At 70.4% G+C, this 15,246-nt stretch carries 15 protein-coding genes; 8 read left to right on the top strand and 7 right to left on the bottom strand.

The features are described 5' to 3' along the window. The first annotated feature begins 114 nt into the window (after positions 1-114). A complete protein-coding gene (gene mscL / locus AB0G47_RS17595; RefSeq protein ID WP_360770191.1) occupies positions 115-591 on the top strand; it encodes a large conductance mechanosensitive channel protein MscL in 477 nt (158 codons plus the stop codon). Positions 592-598: 7 nt separating this feature from the next. Here mscL and AB0G47_RS17590 read toward each other — a convergent pair whose 3' ends face one another. Next, positions 599-826 (bottom strand): hypothetical protein, encoded by a 228-nt coding sequence (locus tag AB0G47_RS17590; RefSeq protein ID WP_266865892.1) that lies wholly within the window; start codon positions 824-826, stop codon positions 599-601. A gap of 58 nt (positions 827-884) precedes the next feature. Then, positions 885-1,007 carry a hypothetical protein gene (locus tag AB0G47_RS17585; protein WP_360770189.1) on the bottom strand — a complete coding sequence of 41 codons (123 nt, stop codon included), beginning with the start codon at positions 1,005-1,007 and terminating at the stop codon, positions 885-887. Between AB0G47_RS17585 and AB0G47_RS17580 the strand changes: the two genes are divergently transcribed. From AB0G47_RS17580 to AB0G47_RS17565, 4 genes are all read left to right on the top strand, one after another. After that, positions 1,006-2,247, top strand: coding sequence for a low temperature requirement protein A (locus tag AB0G47_RS17580; RefSeq protein ID WP_360770186.1), 1,242 nt, complete (start codon positions 1,006-1,008; stop codon positions 2,245-2,247). The genes AB0G47_RS17585 and AB0G47_RS17580 overlap by 2 nt on opposite strands. A 111-nt stretch (positions 2,248-2,358) precedes the next feature. After that, the gene (locus AB0G47_RS17575) at positions 2,359-3,507 is read left to right on the top strand and encodes a P1 family peptidase (RefSeq protein ID WP_360770183.1); all 1,149 of its coding nucleotides are present in this window, start codon (positions 2,359-2,361) and stop codon (positions 3,505-3,507) included. A gap of 150 nt (positions 3,508-3,657) precedes the next feature. Next, on the top strand, positions 3,658-4,890 hold the full coding sequence (locus AB0G47_RS17570) for an Ig-like domain-containing protein (RefSeq protein ID WP_360770179.1): 1,233 nt from the start codon (positions 3,658-3,660) through the stop codon (positions 4,888-4,890). Positions 4,891-5,041: 151 nt separating this feature from the next. Then, positions 5,042-5,833, top strand: a complete 792-nt coding sequence (locus tag AB0G47_RS17565; protein ID WP_360770176.1) for a DUF6227 family protein — start codon at positions 5,042-5,044, stop codon at positions 5,831-5,833. Between the two features lie 12 nt (positions 5,834-5,845). Here AB0G47_RS17565 and AB0G47_RS17560 read toward each other — a convergent pair whose 3' ends face one another. The 4 genes from AB0G47_RS17560 to AB0G47_RS17545 form a co-directional block, all read right to left on the bottom strand. Further along, positions 5,846-6,100: a hypothetical protein gene (locus AB0G47_RS17560; RefSeq protein ID WP_360770174.1), complete on the bottom strand. Its 255-nt coding sequence runs from the start codon at positions 6,098-6,100 to the stop codon at positions 5,846-5,848. A 152-nt stretch (positions 6,101-6,252) separates the two neighbouring features. Then, positions 6,253-8,298, bottom strand: a complete 2,046-nt coding sequence (locus tag AB0G47_RS17555; protein ID WP_360770171.1) for a fructose-specific PTS transporter subunit EIIC — start codon at positions 8,296-8,298, stop codon at positions 6,253-6,255. Positions 8,299-8,341: 43 nt separating this feature from the next. Further along, positions 8,342-9,289, bottom strand: coding sequence for a 1-phosphofructokinase (gene pfkB, locus AB0G47_RS17550; RefSeq protein WP_360770169.1), 948 nt, complete (start codon positions 9,287-9,289; stop codon positions 8,342-8,344). Positions 9,290-9,510: 221 nt separating this feature from the next. Continuing rightward, the gene (locus tag AB0G47_RS17545) at positions 9,511-10,272 is read right to left on the bottom strand and encodes a DeoR/GlpR family DNA-binding transcription regulator (RefSeq protein WP_360770166.1); all 762 of its coding nucleotides are present in this window, start codon (positions 10,270-10,272) and stop codon (positions 9,511-9,513) included. A 283-nt stretch (positions 10,273-10,555) separates the two neighbouring features. On the opposite strand from AB0G47_RS17545, the gene AB0G47_RS17540 reads away from it, so the two are divergent. Further along, positions 10,556-11,710, top strand: coding sequence for a transposase (locus AB0G47_RS17540; protein WP_360770164.1), 1,155 nt, complete (start codon positions 10,556-10,558; stop codon positions 11,708-11,710). Positions 11,711-11,863: 153 nt separating this feature from the next. Beyond that, a complete protein-coding gene (locus tag AB0G47_RS17535) occupies positions 11,864-12,592 on the top strand; it encodes a hypothetical protein (RefSeq protein ID WP_360770161.1) in 729 nt (242 codons plus the stop codon). Between the two features lie 32 nt (positions 12,593-12,624). Here the strand turns inward: AB0G47_RS17535 and AB0G47_RS17530 are convergent, their stop codons facing one another. Next, positions 12,625-14,169 carry an MFS transporter gene (locus AB0G47_RS17530; RefSeq protein WP_360770158.1) on the bottom strand — a complete coding sequence of 515 codons (1,545 nt, stop codon included), beginning with the start codon at positions 14,167-14,169 and terminating at the stop codon, positions 12,625-12,627. A 62-nt stretch (positions 14,170-14,231) separates the two neighbouring features. Between AB0G47_RS17530 and AB0G47_RS17525 the strand changes: the two genes are divergently transcribed. Further along, a complete protein-coding gene (locus AB0G47_RS17525) occupies positions 14,232-15,236 on the top strand; it encodes a YafY family protein (RefSeq protein ID WP_360770826.1) in 1,005 nt (334 codons plus the stop codon). Positions 15,237-15,246 lie beyond the last annotated feature (10 nt).

The raw sequence follows: 15,246 nt of genomic DNA, 5'->3' as shown, positions 1-15,246 counted from the left end.
GCTTGCGGTCACGTCGCTCATTCGAGGCGCGTGATTGGACAGGCCCGCCAGGACCTGCCGTAGGTTGCGAAGCTGTCTGTTTTACAACCTGCATGTGCAACGAAAGGCCTCGTGGTGAGCGAGAAGAAGGAACCGGGTCTCTGGGAGGGCTTCAAGGCCTTCCTGATGCGCGGCAACGTCGTCGACCTGGCGGTCGCGGTGGTCATCGGCGCCGCGTTCACGAACATCGTGAACGCGGTGGTGAAGGGCGTCATCAACCCGCTGGTCGGTGCCTTCGGGACGAAGGATCTCGACCACTACAGCTCGTGCCTCAAGGCCCCGTGCGTCATGAAGGCCGACGGGACGGTCGAGAGCGGCATCCCGATCATGTGGGGCTCGGTTCTCAGCGCGACCCTCAGCTTCGTGATCACCGCGGCCGTCGTCTACTTCCTGATGGTCCTGCCGATGGCCAAGTACCTGGCCAAGCAGGCGGCGCGGAAGGCAGCCAAGGAAGGCACGCAGGAGGTTGTCGAACTGTCCGAGCTGGAGGTTCTGAAGGAGATCCGCGACGCCCTGGTGGCGCAGCGCGGCTCTGGCCACAGCGAGCCCTAGCGAGGGCTCAGAGGTGGTGGGGCGGCTTCTCGTCCAGGAAGCGCGCCAGGTCGGCGGCGCTGTCGCCGCCGACCGGAGGCCGCTCTCCCCACCCGCGGTCCGTGTCGTCCGAAGACTGCTGCGACAGGGGGTCGTCGAAGACCAGGGCGCTCTTCGGCTTCTTCGGCGCCGTGGAACCCTCCGGGGTCTCCGATTCCTTCGGATCGCGCGGTTCGGGGGCGGGGGCGGTGCTCATGTATCCAGGGTACGTCCGTGGGGCGCGGGTGGACCCGGCCATCGCGTTCCGGCCACCGTCAGACGGCCTTGAGGCCCGTGTGCGCCGCGCCTGTGGGTGCCGCGCCCGGGCGGGTGTCCATCGGGTGGGAAGGGGTGCCGCAGCCGCATTCGGCCCAGAGCTTCTGCTGTGCTTTGGGCATGGCATCCACACCGGCCTCCGCGCCGACCCCAGACCCAGGTTCCGGCTCCGGGCACCCCGGCCGCCCGGTCCCCGCATCGGCCACCCTGCGCCCCCTGGTCGCGCGCGGGCGGGACGAGGAGCACCGGGCGGCGACCCCGCTGGAACTCTTCTTCGACCTCTGTTTCGTCGTGGCGGTCGCCCAGGCCGGTGCCGAGCTGGTGCATGCGATCGCCGAGGGCCACGCGGGCGAGGGGATCCTCAACTACGCGATGGTGTTCTTCGCGCTGTTCTGGGCGTGGGTCAACTTCTCGTGGTTCGCGTCGGCGTACGACAACGACGACGTGCTCTTCCGGGTCGTCACGCTCGTCCAGATCGCCGGTGTGCTCGTCTTCGCCGCGGGGGTCTCCAAGGGGTTCCAGGACCACGACTTCCTGCTCATCTGGCTCGGCTACCTGATCATGCGGGTCGCGCTCACCACCCAGTGGCTGCGCGTCGCGTCCTCCGCGGGCGGGGAGGAACGCCGCACCGCGCTGCGGTACGCCGCGGGTGTGCTGCTCTGTCAGATCGGCTGGTCCGGACTGCTCTTCCTGCCGGAGGGCGCCCGTGGGTGGCTGTTCCTGGGGATGGCGATCGCCGAGATGTGCGTACCCGTCATCGCCGAGCGGGCCTACACCACGCCCTGGCATCCACATCACATCGCGGAGCGGTACGGCCTGTTCACCATCATCGTGCTCGGCGAGACGATCGCGGCGGCGACCGTCGCCGTGAAGTCCGGCATCGACGAGAACGACGAGCTGGGCGAGCTCCTGCCCATCGCCGCGGGTGGCCTTCTGATCGTCTTCGCAGCCTGGTGGATCTACTTCGTCGTGCCGATCCACGGCCGCCTGAGCACCAACCGGCAGGCGTTCCTGTGGGGTTACGGGCACTACTTCATCCTCGGCGCGGCCGCGGCGATCGGCGCCGGCATCGAGGTCGCGGTCGAGCAGGCAGTCGGCAAGGCACACATCTCGACGCTGGCCGCGTCAGCCTCGGTGACCGTACCGATGGCGCTGTACCTCCTGACGGTATGGCTGCTGCACTCCCGCTACTACAAGGTGGGCATCGCACAGCAACTGGTCCTCCCGAGTGGCGCATTGGCGACCCTGGCAAGCACGTTCGCGGGAAGCTGGGCGGTCCCGGTGGCAGGCCTCGTCGCGACGGCGACGGTCGCGACCGGGGTGACGCTGACGCGACGAATGGTGGCAGCCACAAGCGACTGACTCGCCCCGGCCCGGCGGGGGCTGCGGGCAGGACGCTCGTCCCCGCCCGCGGATGGCTCATACGTGGCTGCCCGCCCCGCCCGGCGCGTCTCGCGTGATACGTAGGTCGGCATGACTTCCGACGTCCCGAACCACCCCACCACCAACCCCGCCGCCCACCCCACCACCCACTCCCCGACCGACAGCCCGAGCCGTCCCGCCCCCGGCTCCCTGACCGACGTTCGGGGCCTGCGGGTCGGGCACGCGACCCTCTACGGGGGCGGTCACCCGGGTCACCTCACCGGGGCCACCGTCGTGCTCGCGCCCGAGGGTGGTGCCGTTGCCGCCGTGGATGTGCGGGGTGGTGGGCCCGGTACGCGGGAGACGGATGCGCTCGACCCGCGGAATCTGGTGCAGCGTGTCGAGGCGGTCGTTCTGACGGGCGGCAGCGCGTACGGGCTCGACTCCGCTTCCGGGGTGGTGGCGTGGCTGGAGGAGCAGGGGCGGGGTGTGCGGGTGGGTCCTGATCCCTCTCATGTCGTTCCCGTGGTGCCTGCGGCCTGTGTCTTCGATCTCGGCAGGGGCGGCGACTTCAAGGCTCGCCCCGATGCGTCGACCGGTCGCGCCGCCGTGGAGGCCGCCGCGCGCACCGAGCTCTTCGCCCCGGTCCAGGAGGGCAACGTCGGCGCGGGCACCGGCGCGGTGGTCGGCAAGGTCAAGGGCGGCATCGGCAGCGCCAGCGTCCGGCTCGACTCGGGCATCACGGTGGCCGCCCTGGTCGTGGCGAACGCCGCGGGTTCGGGGTTCGACCCGGAGACCGGCGCGCTGTACGGGCGGTTCTTCCAGCACTTCCAGCACCTCCAGCACGTCGAGGGGCGGCAAAACGCCTACCCCTCGCCCGAGGTCCACGAAGAGGCGCAGCGACGTCTCGCCGAGGCCGCCGCCGAGAACGGGCCGCCGCCGCTGAACACCACCCTCGCCGTGGTCGCCACGGACGCCGAACTCACCAAGGCCCAGGCGCAGAAGCTGGCCGGCACGTCGCACGACGGCATGGCCCGCGCCGTGCGCCCCGTCCATCTCCTCAACGACGGGGACACCGTCTTCACCCTGGCCACCGGCGAGCACGCACTGGCCGCCGACAACCCCCTCGCCCTCAACGAGATCCTCGCGGCGGGCGCCGAGCTGGTGACCGCCGCGATCGTCCGGGCGATGCTGGCCGCGGAGTCCGTGCGCACCCCCGGCGGCACGTTCCCCTCGTATCTCGACCTCTACGGCAAGTAGGCCCACCCCAGACACAGCCCCAAAGCCGCATCAACCAGGGCAGGTTGGTGCGGCTTCGCTGTGCCTGCGCTCACACCATCCGGACGGAACCTTTCCGCCCGCACGTCGCTCTTTACCCGTACTGGACCAGAACGCGCACTTGGCACATAGATGGAGCAGCCCGTGACAACGTCGTACACAGCCAGGCCTCGGCGACGCACCCTGCTGGCAGCCGCCGCACTCGCCGCCGCGGGTGCGCTGACCCTCACGGCCTGCGGCGGCGACGCGGACGCGAAGGGCGACGGCAAGAACGGCGAGGGCAAGGAAGCCGGCGGCCTCGCCGTCACCATCTCCGCCAAGGACGGCTCGACCGGCGCCTCCATCAACGCCACGGGCGTCAAGGTCGAGGGCGGCAAGCTGACCGACGTGAAGATGACGCTGGTCTCCACCGGCGCCGCCGTCGACGGCACGCTCTCCTCCGACGGCACGAGCTGGAAGCCCAAGGCCCAGCTGGAGCGCGGCATGAAGTACCGCATCACGGCCGACGCCAAGGACGCCAAGGGCAAGGAAGCGACCGAGAACTCGATCTTCACGACCGTCTCGAAGGCCAACAGCTTCATCGGCAGCTACACCCCGGACGGTGGCACCAAGGTCGGCGTCGGCATGCCCGTCTCCTTCACCTTCGACAAGGCGATCACGGAGAAGCAGGACGTCCAGTCGCACATCAAGGTCACATCCGACAGCGGCCAGAAGGTCGTCGGCCACTGGTTCGGCGACCAGCGCCTGGACTTCAGGCCCGAGGAGTACTGGAAGGCCGGCTCCAAGGTCACGATGAAGATCGACCTGGAGGGCGTGAAGGGCGCGGAAGGCGCCACCGGCGTACAGAACAAGACGGTCAGCTTCACCATCGGCCGCGCGCAGGTCTCCACGGTCGACGTGCAGGCCAAGAAGATGACGGTCGAGCGGGACGGAAAGGTCGTCAAGACCATCCCGATCTCCGCGGGCAGCCCGTCGAACCCCACGTACAACGGCCAGATGGTGATCTCCGAGAAGTTCACGCAGACCCGCATGAACGGCGACACGGTCGGCTTCGGCGGTGAGTACGACATCAAGGACGTCCCGCACGCCATGCGCCTGTCCTCGTCCGGCACCTTCATCCACGGCAACTACTGGGGCTCGCCCTCGATCTTCGGCAGCGCCAACACCAGCCACGGCTGCGTCGGCCTGCAGGACGCGCAGGGCGCGGGCGACTCCAGCACGCCGGGCGCGTGGTTCTACGACAACTCCCTGATCGGGGACGTCGTGACGGTCAAGGGCTCCTCGGACAAGACCGTCTCGCCGGACAACGGCCTCAACGGCTGGAACATGTCCTGGAGCGAGTGGACCGCGGGCAGCGCCGGCTAGCCTTAAGCCATCCAGAAACCGCTTCAACACCACGAGCCGCACGGGAACTTGCCGTGCGGCTCGTACGTTTTCCCGTTCCCGGACATGATGTCCGACCCAGGGGCTACGGTATGCACTCACAAGGTGACATGCAGCAACGCCGGGAGAAACCTTGAGCGTTCCGTACGAGTACGAGACAGCGTACGAGCCACCCCAGTCGCCCGAGCAGAAGCCTCCGCACTCTCCGCAGGAGCACCTCGAGCGGCTCCTCGGTCGCGCCCTGAACTCTTTCGACCTGCCGGACGAGACGATACGGCGCCTGGACTCGGCGATCGCGTACGACAGTTCGCTGCACTCCGCGCACCACAGCGCGGGCCTGCGCAGAGAGACGTACCGGCACACGTGGCTGCTCGCCGACGCCAGCGCGCTCACCCTCTGGGAGCTGGTGCACAACACGGGCCCCGGCAGCCACCCCCAGCACGAGCTGTACGCGGACGAGGAGGAGGCCGGCGTCGCCACCTCGCGCCTTCCGCTCCCGCCGGACACCGCACCGGTCGCCTGCGAGCAGCCCGTCGTGCTCCAGCTCCCGGCCCCGGACGAGCCCCGGCACACGTACGTCCCCGACGACTCGGCGGACCACGGGCGCCGGCTGCTGCGCCGCGCGGAGAACCCGGTCGGCTCGGGGCGGCCGGGCGAAGAGATCGCGCGGCAGTTGCGCTCGGCGTTCGCGCACCAGATCACGCAGGCCTTCGGGCGCCCCTGCCTGGCCGGCGAGGCCCGCTTCTGCTTCTCGCTCTACGAGCACGCGTTCCTGCTCTTCGACGGCAGCGAGCTCAGCCTCTGGGAGGTCGAGCACACGGTCACGCCGGACAAGCGGCACATGTGCGAGGTGTACGTCACCGAGAGCGCGGCCCGCGAGGCGATGGAGCTGCGGGCCAGGAGCATTCCGCAGCAGCGCTCCTGACCAGGGACTTGGTCAGGACCGACCCTCGCCGAACTGCCGTACAAGACCCGCGAAGGCGGCCCGCTCGTCCGGCGTCAGCTCGACCGTCTCCGTGTGCGGCGGGCCCGTCTGCGCGGGCAGGGCGCGCAGTGACTGAGCCTGGTGCCAGACGTCCACGTCGGACCGGTCGCGCCGCAGTACCCGCACCAGGCCCACGGCCCAGACGACGGTCGCGGCGGCGAGCACGGCCACGCCTGTCTGCTGGAGGATCGAGACATTCTGGAGCATGCCGCACAGTAGACAACACGATCCGGGACTTCCGACAGGGGGGCCGTGGGACTTACGTCCTGAAGTGACGCATGTCGCACAACCCCCCTCATAGAGACCTCATAGGGACCTAATAAGGGCCTCATCGGTGCCTCATCGGGACCTCATGGGGCTCAAGCAGCCGCCGTGACCTGCTCCTTCGGCGCGGCTTCCGCAGCGGCCGCCGCGCTCTCGCCGCTCTCCCCGCTCTCCGAAGGAACCGGCTTCCGGGCCCCCTTGAGCAGGACGACCGTCACGGTCGAGACGCCGACACCGGCGGCGACGGCCACCAGGTAGAGCAGTGGCTGGCCGATCAGCGGCACCACGAAGATGCCTCCGTGCGGGGCCCGCAGCGTGCAGCCGAAGGCCATCGACAGGGCGCCGGTGACCGCGCCGCCCGCCATCGAGGCGGGGATCACCCGCAGCGGGTCGGCCGCGGCGAACGGGATCGCGCCCTCCGTGATGAAGGATGCGCCGAGGAACCAGGCCGCCTTGCCGTTCTCGCGCTCCGTCTTGGTGAAGAGACGGCCGCGGACGGTGGTGGCGAGGGCCATGGCGAGCGGCGGGACCATGCCGGCCGCCATCACCGCGGCCATCACCTTGAGGCTGCCCTCGGTCGGGTGGGTGAGGCCGCCGATGGCGAAGGCGTAGGCGACCTTGTTCAGCGGGCCGCCGAGGTCGAAGCACATCATCAGGCCGAGGATGACGCCGAGGATGATCGCGTTGGCGCCGGAGAGGCCTTCGAGCCAGTCGGTGAGCGCGCTCTGCAGCGAGGCGATCGGCTCTCCGATCACCAGGAACATCAGGAAGCCGACGACCGCCGAAGAGATCAGCGGGATCACCACGACCGGCATGATGCCGCGAAGCACCGCCGGGATCCGGACTTTCTGGATGCCCATGACGACGGCGCCCGCGATCAGACCCGCCGCGAGGCCGCCGAGGAAGCCCGCGTTGATCGTGACGGCGACCGAGCCGCCGACGAAGCCGGGGACCAGACCGGGCCGGTCGGCCATTCCGTACGCGATGTAACCGGCGAGGACCGGCACCAGGAAGGCGAAGGCGAGCCCGCCGATCTGGAAGAGCAGCGCGGCCCAGCTGGTGGTATCCGTCCACACGAAGTGCTCGGCGACGGACGGTGCCTTGTCGATCCGCCAGCCGCCGATGGCGAAGCCCAGGGCGATGAGGAGGCCGCCCGCGGCGACGAACGGGACCATGTAACTGACGCCGGACATCAGCCACTTGCGCAGCTTGGTGCCGTAGCCGTCGCCGCTGTCGCCCGCGTTGTCCACCGGGCTCGGGGCGCTGGGGGTGGTGATCTCGCCGCGGGCCGCCTTCTCGCGGGCTTCCGCGATGAGTTCCGCCGGGCGGCTGATGCCGGCCTTCACGCCCACGTCGACCGTGGGCTTCCCGGCGAAGCGGGCCTTGTCCCGTACGGGGACGTCGTGGGCGAGGATGACCGCGTCCGCGGTGGCTAGGACCGCCGGGTCGAGGCGGGTGAATCCTGCTGACCCCTGGGTCTCGACCGTGAGTTCTACCTCCGCCTCGCGGGCTGCTTTCTCCAGGGACTCCGCTGCCATGTAGGTGTGGGCTATGCCCGTTGGGCAGGACGTGACGGCGACTATGCGGAACGGCTCCGCCGGGGGCGGGTTGTTTTCCGGCTGCTGGTCGGTGGGGGCTTGTGTGTTTTCCCCAGCCACCCGCCCATTGCTGCCAGCTGGTTCCGTACCCGGCTCGGCATCGCCCCTGATCAGTGCCGCTGCCGTCTCCGCATCCCCCGCACCCCGCAGCGCGCTCGTGAACTCCTCGTCCATCAGCTGCCTTGCCAGCGACGAAAGGATCGTCAGGTGGGCGTCGTCCGCGCCCGCCGGGGCGGCGATGAGGAAGATCAGGTCCGCGGGGCCGTCCGGCGCCCCGAAGTCGATGCCGTCCGCCGAGCGGCCGAAGGCCAGGGTCGGCTCGGTGACATGGGCGCTGCGGCAGTGCGGGATGCCGATGCCGCCGTCGAGGCCGGTCGGCATCTGCGCCTCACGGGCCGCCACGTCGGCGAGGAACCCCTCCAGGTCGGTCACCCGGCCCAGGGTCACCATGCGCTCGGCGAGGGCACGGGCCGCCGCTTCCTTGGTTCCGGCGGACCGGTCGAGTTCGAGGTCGACCAGTTCCGCGGTGATCATCTCGCTCATCGCGGGCTCCTTCGCAGGGGACTTGGCTTGTGGGGGCGGGGAGTCATGACGCCGGCTCCGTCAGTGCGCGGTCCAGGGGGACCTCCGTCGTCACCGTGACCGCGTCCGGCGCGAGATCCGCCGGCGTCGGCATCGCGCTGCCCGGCAGTTGGACCGCAGCCGCGCCGTGCGCCACGGCCGACGCGAGGGCGCCCGCGCCGGTGCCGCCCGCGATGAGGAAACCGGCCAGGGAGGAGTCACCGGCGCCGACATTGCTGCGTACGGCGTCGACTCGGGCACTGCCGAAGTACGTGCCCGAGTCGTCGAGAAGGAGCTGGCCGTCCGCCCCGAGGCTGGCGAGCACGGCACGCGCGCCGAGCTCCCGCAGCTCATCGGCGGCCTTCACCGCGTCGCCGACCGTGGCCAGCGGACGGCCCACCGCCTCGGCGAGCTCCTCGGCGTTCGGCTTGACCACGTCGGGGCGCTCGGCGAGGGCGGCGAGCAGCGCAGGGCCCGAGGTGTCCAGGGCGATACGGGCGCCCGCCGCGTGCGCGCGGGCCACCAACTCGGCGTACCAGGAAGGCGCGAGGCCACGCGGGAGGCTGCCGCAGCAGGCGATCCAGTCGGCCCCGGCGGAGCGTTCACGGACGGCGGAGAGCAGCGACTCCGCCTCGACCGGGGTCAGTTCGGGGCCCGGGGCGTTGATCTTGGTGAGGGTGCCGTCCGGTTCGGCGACCGCGATGTTGGATCGGGTGTGGCCCGCGACCGGGACCGGGGCGACGCTGATCCCCTGCTCGTCGAGGAGCTGTGCGACCAGCGCGCCGGGCGCCCCGCCGAGCGGCAGCACGGCGACGGTGTCCGCGCCCGCCGCCGCGACCGCCCGCGACACGTTGACGCCCTTGCCGCCCGGATCCATCCGCTCCCCGGTGGCCCGCACGACCTCACCGCGGTCCAGGGCGGGGACCTCGTAGGTGCGGTCGAGGGAGGGGTTGGGCGTGACGGTGAGGATCATGCGTGTACGTACCGTTTCGTTGCTGTCGTGCGTGGGGTCCGGCCGCCGACCGCTCGCCGCGCCCACGGGACTCGACGGTCCGCGGTCTGCGGAGGGTTCGGCGGAGGCGGGGGCCGTTCGCGGAGACTCGGCGCGTGCGCGAGTCGGCGGTGCGCTCCGCGCGAGGCCGGGGTTCGACCCCCTGCCCGCCCCGCGCGCGGCGCTCGCCGCATGGCTGCCGCTCATGCGCGGACGACCTCCGTGCCGCCGCCCTCGATCGCCGCCGCGTCCTCGGGGCTGAGGCCGCTGTCGGTGATCAGGAGGTCGACGTCGTCCAGGTCGCCGAAGCGCGCGAAGTGTTCCTGGCCGTGCTTGGTGGAGTCCGCGAGCAGGACCACCCGGCGGGCCGCGCCGATCGCGGCGCGCTTGACGGCCGCCTCGGCGAGGTCGGGGGTGGTCAGTCCTGCCTCCGCGGAGAAGCCGTTGGTGGCGAGGAAGAGGATGTCGGCGCGGATCTCGCCGTACGCCCGCAGCGCCCACGCGTCGACCGCCGCGCGCGTACGGCTGCGTACGCGGCCGCCGATGAGGTGCAGCTGGATGCCGGGGTGGTCGGCGAGGCGGGCCGCGGTGGGCAGGCCGTGCGTGACGACCGTGAACGTCGATTCGAGGGGGAGCGAGGCCGCGAGCCGCGCGACCGTCGAGCCCGCGTCGAGGATGACGCTGCCCTCGGCCGGCAGCTCGGCGAGCGCGGCCTTGGCGATGCGGTCCTTCTCGTCGGCCGATGTGCCCTCGCGCTCGGCGAGGTCCGGCTCGAAGTCGAGGCGCCCGGCCGGTATGGCACCGCCATGGACACGGCGTACGAGACCGGCGCGGTCGAGGGCCTTCAGGTCGCGCCGGATGGTCTCCGCGGTGACCTGGAACTCCTCGGCGAGCGACAGCACGTCGACCCGGCCGCCGTCACGCGCGAGCCGCAGGATCTCCTGCTGCCGCTCCGGTGCGTACATGTCCGTTCGCCTCCGTGTTGATGCCCGAGCTTGTGGATTCCCTGGGAGACTACGACTGGATTTCCGGAAAGTAAACAGGTTCGGGCACCAGGCAGACACAAACGGACTCCTGGGCCTGCGGGAGGGCCACGCCTTGGGCGCCCCCCCATCCCCACCACAGGCCGACTTCACCTGGTTCGGCCGAGCCGGGAAATGCGAACGCCTGTCCGGTAGGTCGCTGGTCGGGGTGGCCGGATGGGGAGTGGAGTCTGTGTGTGCGGGGTTCGCACTACGGTCTGGTTTCGTGAAGTTGGTGGTGCAGGTCAAGCTGCTGCCGACGCCTGGACAGGCGTCGGCACTGGAGGCGACCCTGCGGGCCTGCAACCGGGCTGCCGACTACGCCTCCACGATCGCCTTCGAGCAGAGCCTGACTTCCCGTAACGATCTACAGAGGGCCGTCTATACGGATGTGAAGGCGACGTTCGGGCTCTCCGCGCAGCCTGCGGTGCGGGCTGTGAAGAAGGTCGTCGACGCCTACGCCACCCTCAAGGCCCAGCTGAAGACCGGGCGCCTGGGCCCGGCCCACTCGAAGCGGTATCGCAAGGCCACCACCTCCCCGATCGCGTTCCGCACCGATGCGGCCCAGCCCTTCGACGACCGCTGCCTGTCCTGGCAGCTGGACGCTCGCACCGTGTCGATCTGGACGGTGGAGGGGCGGCTGAAGAGTCTGCGCTTTGCCTGCTCCGCCGACCAGTTGAAGCTGCTCCAAGGGCACCGCAAAGGCGAGAGCGATCTGATCTGCCGGGGCGGGAAGTGGTTCCTGATCGCCACGTGTGACCTGCCGAACCCGGAGGTGGCGGAGCCGGTGGACTGGATCGGCGTGGACCGTGGGATCACCAACCTGGCCACCACCAGCGACGGCACCAACTACCAGGGCCGTGGCCTGACCCGGTACCGCCGCCATCAGGCGTGCAAGCGGGCCGAGTTGCAGGCCAAACGGACCCGCTCGGCCACCCGCCGCCTCTCCGGCCGCACCAAGAGGGAGCAGCGTCATGCCACGCACGTGAACCATCGGATCAGCAAGGAGATCGTTGCCGTCGCGCAACGCACCGGACGCGGGATCGCCGTCGAGGCTCTCGACGGGATCCGCGACCGGGTACGGCTACGCCGCGACCAGCGGGCAACGCTCTCCTCCTGGCCCTTCCACCAGCTCGGACAGCACCTCGCCTACAAGGCGAAACGAGCCGGGGTGGCGTTCCTCGAAGTGGACGCGGCCTACACCTCGCAGCAGTGTCCGCGCTGCAAGCACACCGAGCGGGCCAACCGGCCCACCCGGGATCACTTCTGTTGTCGTCGGTGCGGGCTCGCTGGCCCCGCCGACGTCGTCGCCGGGGTCAACGTGCGCGATCGCGCACGCTCGGCGTGGGTGTTCGTCACCGCACCCGCACCCAGCCCCTGACTCCGTTCAGCAGGTTGAGTGGATGCGACCCGTGACCGTCCCGTCGTAGGGGGCAGTCGGGAGCGCGACAAGGTGTGAACGACCGGGTACACAAAACTCGGCCGCTCACGGCCAAGAAGGTGACCCGCTCGTACGCCGAGGGAGCTACTGACCGTGGCCCGGACGCTGAAGACGCTCGGCGTGAAGACGCCGTACGGCCTGCAACTGGGACCCGAGGCCGCCGAGGACGAGGTGCTGTCCTGGCTGCTCGCGGACGACGGCGGCTACGCGGGCCTGACGAGCTACGACTTCAACACCGCGGGCAATGTCCGCACGCTGACCTGGCTGCGGGACGAGCTGGTCGGCAAGGGGCTCGCGGGCGCGAACCCGGCGGGGCTCAACAGGACGGACGCGTACGCCCAGTTCATGAAGGGCCGGATCGGGATGCTGGTCGCCCATCCGGTGCTCATGGGCGCCGCCGACAAGTACAAGTTCCCTTACGCGCACACCGCGTTCCCCAGGCGGCGGGGCGGGGCCGCGGCGCCCATCGGCCTGAGCGACTGGCTGATGGCCTTCCGGCAGAACGGCAACGGCGAGGCGTCCGGCCGGTTCCTCAGCCACCTCTACGGCCGCAAGTCGGCCAAGGCGTACGGCGGCGGCCAGGCCGCGCTCCCGGTGACCAGCTCGGCGTCGGCCGCGCTGCGGGCGGACCCGGCGCAGCGCCCGCTGTGGAAGTTCATCGACCAGATGCCGCAGGCGCAGTTCCAGCCGGGCAATCTGCGGTCGTGGCCGACGGTCCGGGCGGCCATCCGCAAGGAGATCGGCGCCGCCGTCATGAAGGGCGGCAGCCCCGAGGGCGTACTCGAGTCCCTGGACACGACGGCGACCCAGGCGGAGCTCTAGACTCCGCCCGGGCCGCGCCCCGCCGGGGTGGATCAGGACGTCAACGCGGGCTCCCGCTCCGGGAGTTCACCCAGGCCATCGGTGTCATCAGTGTCATCGGCCGTGGTGTCCGCGCCCTCGACATGCTGCCGGGGCTTGACCGGCAGGGCGAACATCAGCAGGAAGATGACGCCGAGCACGCCGACCACCCACCACAGCGAGTTCTGGAACGCGTCGATGAACTCGGCGGGCACCTGGCTCCGTTCGACCTTCTCGTCGATCACACCGAAGAACACCACGGATACGAGGCCGAGCCCGAGCGCGTTGCCCATCTGCTGGACGGTGTTGATGAGCCCGGACGCCGAACCCGAGTGCTCCTGCGGCACGTCGGAGAGCACCGCGTCGGTCAGCGGGGCGACGATCAGACCCATGCCGGCGCCCATCACGGTCAGCGGCAGCGCCATCTGCCACGGCGCGAGGTCCACGCCGTACCGGTTCGCCTCCCAGATGTAGAGCAGCACCCCGGTGGCCATGACGAGCGCGCCGCCCTGCAGCACCTTGCGCCCGAACCGCGGCACGAGCTTCTGCACGGACATGCCGGCCGCCACCGAGACGGCGATCGAGAACGGAACGCCGGTGACGCCCGCCTTCAGCGGAGTCCAGTCGAGCCCGAACTGCATATAGAGCGTCCAGACCAGGAAGAAGATGCCGAGCGAGATCCCGAACACCGTCTGTACGGCGATGCCCGCAGCGAAGCTCTTCACCTTGAACAGCGAGAGCTCCACCAGCGGCGAACCGTCCTTCGCCGTCTTCCGCTTCTCGTACGCGACGAGGGCGCCGAAGACCACGGCCGAGCCCGCCATCATCACGTACCCCCACAGCGGCCAGTCCAGCTCGCGGCCGCGGATGAGCGGGTAGAGCGCCATCAACAGGCCGAGCGTCACCAGAACGACACCGACGAGGTCGAGCTTGAGCGCCTTCGGCGCCTTGGACTCGCTGATGAACTTCAGACCGAGAACGAGCCCCGCTATGCCGACCGGCAGGTTGATGAGGAAGATCGGGCGCCATTCGAGGCCGAAGAGGTTCCACTCGGTGAGCAGCGCGCCGAGCAGCGGTCCGGAGACCGCGCCGAGCCCCACGACCATCCCGAAGAGCCCGAAGACCTTGCCCCGCTCGTGCGCGGGGAAGGTGGCGTGCACGATCGACAGGACCTGCGGCACCATCATCGCGGCCATGCCGCCCTGCAGGATCCGCGATGCGACGAGCATCTCCGGGTTGGCGGCGAACCCGCAGAGCGCGGAGGCGAGCGTGAAGCCGCCGATGCCGATGAGGAACATCCGCTTGCGCCCGTGGATGTCGCCGAGCCGCCCACCGGTGATCAGACCGGCCGCGAAGGCGAGCGCGTAGCCCGCGGTGATCCACTGGATCTGGCCGAACGTGGCGCCGGTGTCCCGCTGCATGGAGGGGATCGCGATGTTGACGATGGTGACGTCGACGAGGTCCATGAAGGCCGCGGTCATCACGATGGCGAGGGCGAACCAGCGCCGGCGGTCGCCGGCGGATGTGGGTGCCACGGGGGCGGGGTCGCTGAAAGTCATGAGAGGAATCTAAAAGCCATATAGGCCGGATGATGTCCTAGATGACGGCCACCATGAAGAACATGACGAAGAACACGACATCGCGTCCGACCGGTGGCGGTTCCAACACGGACACCCCGGCGAGGCTGCTGCAGCTCCTCTCCCTGCTCCAGACCCCGCGGGAGTGGCCGGGCGGGGAGCTGTCCGAGCGGCTCGGCGTCAGCCGCCGCACGGTGCGGCGCGACATCGACCGGCTGCGGGACCTCGGCTATCCGGTCCAGGCGAGCCAGGGCGCGACCGGCGGATACCGCCTGGTCGCGGGCAAGGCGATGCCGCCGCTGGTCCTCGACGACGAGGAGGCGGTGGCGATCGCGGTGGGCCTGCGGGCGGGGGCGGGCCACGCGGTGGAGGGAGTGGAGGAGGCCTCCGTGCGGGCCCTGGCCAAACTGGAGCAGGTCCTCCCCAGCCGGCTGCGCCACCGGGTCTCCAACCTCCAGATCGCGACAACGCCCCTGACCAGCGGGGACGGGGCGAGCATCGCGCCCGAAACGCTGACGGTGATGGCGTCGACGGCGGCCGGCCAGGAACGTCTGCGCTTCGCGTACCGCGCGGGCGACGGCACGGAGTCGCGCCGCCTGACCGAGCCCTACCGTCTGGTGTCGACGGGGCGCCGCTGGTACCTGGTCGCGTACGACATCGACCGCGAGGACTGGCGTACGTTCCGCGTCGACCGGGTGTCGTCGCCGTTCGCGACGGGGGCGCGGTTCGCCCCGCGGGAGCTGCCGGCGGGGGACGCCGCGGAGTACATCCGGCAGTCCATGTGGCGCGGTCAGCAGTCGTACGCCATCGACGTGACGTTCGCGGCCCCCGCGGAGTACATCGCGGCACGGCTCCCCGCGGCCCTCGGCACACCGGAACGGATCTCCGACACGTCCTGCCGCCTGCGGTCGACGGTGCCTGACTCCATCGAATGGCTGGCGGTCCGCCTGGCGTTGGCCGACTGCGACTTCAGGGCACACGAGCCGCCGGAACTGGTGCAGTACCTACGCGACTTGGGCGCACGCCTGACTCGGGCCTCCGGCACGTGACCCCGCCCCG

Source organism: Streptomyces sp. NPDC021622 (assembly GCF_040640795.1).
GTDB lineage: Bacteria > Actinomycetota > Actinomycetes > Streptomycetales > Streptomycetaceae > Streptomyces.
The sequence above is the reverse complement of the archived record's forward strand: the minus strand, read 5'-3'. Positions and strand labels throughout refer to the sequence as shown.